The organism is Desulfosoma sp. (assembly GCA_037481875.1).
GTDB lineage: Bacteria > Desulfobacterota > Syntrophobacteria > Syntrophobacterales > DSM-9756 > Desulfosoma.
On the sequence record JBBFKY010000016.1, the window covers coordinates 30,556 to 35,080 of the forward strand.

The 4,525-nt window shown below is 51.1% G+C and carries 4 protein-coding genes; all 4 read left to right on the forward strand.

Translation table 11 applies throughout. The features are described from left to right. Positions 1-389: 389 nt before the first annotated feature. The 4 genes from WHS46_14690 (at position 390) to WHS46_14705 (ending at position 4,228) form a co-directional block, all read left to right on the forward strand. Complete coding sequence (locus tag WHS46_14690) at positions 390-1,004, forward strand: polysaccharide biosynthesis/export family protein (GenBank protein ID MEJ5349924.1); 615 nt, start codon at positions 390-392, stop codon at positions 1,002-1,004. Between the two features lie 119 nt (positions 1,005-1,123). Further along, positions 1,124-2,494, forward strand: a complete 1,371-nt coding sequence (locus tag WHS46_14695) for an outer membrane beta-barrel protein (GenBank protein ID MEJ5349925.1) — start codon at positions 1,124-1,126, stop codon at positions 2,492-2,494. A gap of 238 nt (positions 2,495-2,732) precedes the next feature. Then, positions 2,733-3,491 (forward strand): exosortase C-terminal domain/associated protein EpsI, encoded by a 759-nt coding sequence (locus tag WHS46_14700; protein MEJ5349926.1) that lies wholly within the window; start codon positions 2,733-2,735, stop codon positions 3,489-3,491. Positions 3,492-3,820: 329 nt separating this feature from the next. Beyond that, positions 3,821-4,228 carry a four helix bundle protein gene (locus tag WHS46_14705; protein ID MEJ5349927.1) on the forward strand — a complete coding sequence of 136 codons (408 nt, stop codon included), beginning with the start codon at positions 3,821-3,823 and terminating at the stop codon, positions 4,226-4,228. Positions 4,229-4,525: the final 297 nt, after the last annotated feature.

Genomic DNA, 4,525 nt, shown 5'->3' on the forward strand with positions numbered 1-4,525 from the left:
AAGTCACTGAGTCATTGAGTCATTAAGTCATTAAGTTTGTGCGGCAGTGAGTCATTGAGTCATTAAGGGAGTGAGTGGTTGAGTCATTAAGTCATTGGGTGGTTGAGTCATTGGGTCATTGAGTCATTAAGTCTGTGCGTCATTGAGTCATAAAGTCATTGAGTCATAAAGTCATTGAGTCATTGAGTCATTGAGTGATTGAGTGGTTGAGTGGTTGGGAGGGGTGGGGGGAGTTGTTGACTCGTTAGGGTATTGGGGCGTTAAGTTAGTACGGCAGTGGGTTGGTTGATGGGCTTGAGAATAGGAAAAAAGGCTCGATGTAATCGAGTTAGGCGAAGCCTGCCTGGGGGAAAAGCCTTAGAAAAGACACAGGATGAGGGGACAAGGCCATGGGAAGGAAGCGCGGAGACGGGATCATTATGGGAATCGTGGTGGCGCTGTGGATGTCGGTGGCTTGGTGCGGCGCGCTGTGGGCTGCGGAAAAGCCGCGACAAGCCTCTGGGGTTAAGGCCGAGGCAGCCGGCACATACAGAATCGGCAAAGGGGATGTGCTGGAAATTCATGTATGGAAAGAACCCGTCTTGAGTCGTGAAACCTTTGTGCGTATGGACGGCATGATTTCCTTGCCTCTTTTGGATGACTTGCAGGCGGCAGGCCGCACCCCCATGGAAGTGAAAAAAGACATCCAGCAAAGACTTTCCGAATTTATCGAACAACCCGAAGTGACCGTGATCCTGAAAGCCGCTACGAGCCAAAAATTCTACATGATCGGCGAAATTGCCAAACCCGGGGAATACCAACTGACTACCGACATCACAGTCTTACAAGCCTTTGCCATGGCCGGCGGCTTCACAGAATGGGCCGAGAAGGATAAGGTCATGATTCTCCGGCGTGAAGGGGACCAGGAAAAACGCATTCCCGTCAATTACAAAGAAATTGTGAAAGGTAAAAATACGGAGCAAAATATTTTGATTCAGGCGGGCGACACCATCGTCGTTCCTTAACCATTTCCCGGTCCAACGACCCCTGTACGGACGGCCCTATGTGTCCGCTCCGTAACGATTGACACCCGTAGGGGCGGCTCTAGGTGTCCGCCCCCCAAACCCCGCTGGAGGATCCCAGCATGAAAAACCCACGCTGTGCCGTCCTGCTCTTGGTGGGGATGATTCTTCACGCCGGCCCGCTCTTCGCGGATTCCATTCAAACCCTTGAGCCACGGCTGACCATCAGCGAAGAATACACGGACAACGTGGATCTGGATCGCTCTGACCCCCGTGAAGAATGGACCACCGTCATCAGCCCCGGCATCGACTATTCCGTGCTCTGGAAAACGCGAGGCTTACACCTTTCCTACAGTCCCGGGTTTGCTTATGCGGCCAAAGACCGGAATAATTCGGAAATCCGCCAAAATCTTTCAGCTTATTTCTGGGACCAGGTCACGAACAAGCTCCGCGTACGAGTTTCCGAAACCCTTGAGCGTACCGAACTTCCCTACACACTGAAAGAACCCGTTTTCCGGCGTACTCGAACCATCCCTTCGAGGCCCGAACCATCCGAAGGAACCCCTGTGGAAATCCAGGAACCCATTGTAGAACGGCGTCCGGACAGAACCATTCGCCGCAATCGGGAACCCTACACCGAAAGCCTGACAGCCCTGACAGCCGATTATCGTTTTGGAAAACGCGATCGCTTGACGGCTTCTTATGTTTTCGGCCTTTTGGACAATGATGATCCAAAGGTGGAAGACAATCGGCGCCATAGCCCAGCCCTTGCCGTGACCCTGTGGCCATGGGACCATTACGGCATCGATGCGGGGCTCCGTTATGACCGAGGGGACTATTCCGGCAAGACGGATTATACCAACGACTACGAAGCCCATCTGCGGTTTCTTCGCGAATTTTCCCCGCACTTGAACGGCTTCATCGGTTATCGACATACAGTTTCCGATACTTTCGGCGGTGAAAAAGACTATCAGGTGTATGAACCGTTCCTAGGAGTGGATTGGGAACCGTCAAAAGATTTCTTTGCAAGCCTTAGTGTGGGGTATTTCTACAAGAAGAACGAAATCGGTTCCGACGACAGCGGCCCCACAGTTTCTGGAGACCTGGGGAAGACTTGGCGTTTTCGCCGTGGAGCCGTTCGAATTTCGGGGGGTACGGGATACGAACAGAGTTACGGAGGGGCGGAGAATCTGGGATTTACCGTTTACTACCAGGCTATGATCGCCGGCAATTACGCCCTCACCAAGCGCATCGATTCCTTTGGATCCTTTTCGGTGGTGCGAAACGAATACCTGGACGAAGATCCGGAACGAGACGACAACGTCTATACCTTAGCGGCAGGCCTTCGATACCGCATGCTTCGCTGGCTTTACCTCAACATGACCTATTCCCATAAGAAACTGGATTCCAACCTCAACGAAAACGATTATCGAGAAAACCGTGTGGTCATGAGTGTCAGTTTGGTTCCGGAACACGGAATACGTTTTAAATAGTCACGCAAAGCTTTTCACGCATCTTCAAACCAACACGGCCCGAAGCGAGGCCCTTGAGCTTTCGATTCGAAACAAACGCGGTTATGCGCATTTCCCTTTTTCAAAGGAGATCCCCCTGAAACCCGAAGCCCCACACCCTACGAAGAATGAAACGTGCGCCGAGGGAGCCACGCCCCCAACGGAAAACTCCAATCGGGTCGAGGTCAAAGAAAACCAAGCGGTGGAAGGCTGTTCCCCAATGAAGGCAGGCGTTGATTTTCCTGAGAGAGGGAGTGACGCTCCTGCAGAAAAAGCGACCCCAGGGCCCGCCCTTGAAGGGGAAAAGGCGTTCTCGAACAAGCTTCCAGAGGGTGGTGCCGGTCATCTACGCCCATGGCTTCTGTGCACCCTGTTTCTAATTTGTGCCTTGCTTATTCAAACCATAGGTCATGGAAAACCTGTGCCTTTGCCGCGGCCTTTGAGTGATTTTCCGCGTTCCGTGGGACCCTGGAGAGGTGAAGTCGACGAAGTGTTGCCGGAAAATATCGTCCAGGTGCTCGGCGTAGACGATTACGTGAGCCGCTCCTACGTCGGCCCCGAGGCTCCCGTGCACTTTTATGCCAGCTATTTTGCCACCACCTGGGGAGGAAAAAGCTACCATTCCCCGCGAAACTGCATGCCTGGATCCGGCTGGGATGTGGCCCGTCTCGAGGTGGTCCCCCTCACCTTTACCAATCCTCACCCTCACACGGTGGAAGTCAGCCGCATGCTGATGCAAAAAGGAGCGGAACACCAAGTCGTTCTGTACTGGTACCAGGGCCGAGGCCGCATCATGCCCACGGAATATTCCGAACGCATCTTCCGAGTCATCGATTCCCTGTTCCATCAGCGTACCGACGGAGCCTTTGTACGTATCATCGTGCCTGTCCATGACAACCGTATGGATAAGGCCATGGACACGGCCGTGGATTTTGCACAGCACATTATTCCCATAATGCATAAATACCTCCCAAAGTAACAAATCATTGAGTCATTGAGTTATTGAGTCATTAAGTCATAAAGTCATTAAGTCATTAAGTCATTGAGTGATTGAGTCGTTGGGTCATTGGGTCATTGAGTCATTAAGTCATTAAGTCATTGAGTCATTAAGTCATTAAGTCATTGAGAGATTGAGTCGTTGGGTCATTGAGTCGTTGGGTCATTGAGTCGTTGGGTCGTTGAGTCGTTGGGTCGTTGAGTCGTTGGGTCGTTGAGTCGTTGGGTCGTTGAGTCGTTGAGTCTATAAGTGGTTCGGTCGTGGAGTCGTTAAGGGGGTAAGTGGTTGAGTCATAGAGGCGGGGGGATGGGGTGAATGGGACGGGGCGAAGGGCACCAAGAGCCTCTGTAAGATCATTTGAGGATCTTCATGTTTGGAAGCTTGTAAGAAATTTGAGACAAAAGATTTATGAGGCCTCAGAGGCGTTTCCGCACGCAGAAAGATATCTCTTGGTCAAACAAATTCGTAGGGCTGCCATCTCGGCGACGGCAAACATTGCAGAGGGATTTGGACGGTTTCATTATCAGGAAAACATTCAGTTTTGTCGGCAGGCGAGAGGGTCGCTTTTTGAGCTTGTGGATCATCTCATTACGGCTCGAGACCAAGGCTATATCCAGGATGATGCCTTCAATGCACTAAAAGCGCAAACCTATGAGTGCATCAAAGTGTTGAACGCCTACATCGCATCCATTGACCGCCATCGCCAAACCACCCAATAACCCAACACCCCCCTACCACAATGACTTAATGACTTAATGACTCAATGACTCACTAACTACATGATTTACTGACTTCATGACCCAACACCCCCCTACCACAATGACTCAATGACTCACTAGCTACATGATTTACTGACTTCATGACCCAACACCCCCCTACCACAATGACTTAATGACTTAATGACTCAATGACTCACTAACTACATGATTTACTGACTTCATCATCCAACACTCCCCTACCACAATGACTCAATGACTCAATGACTCAATGACTCAATGACTCAATGACTCAATGAC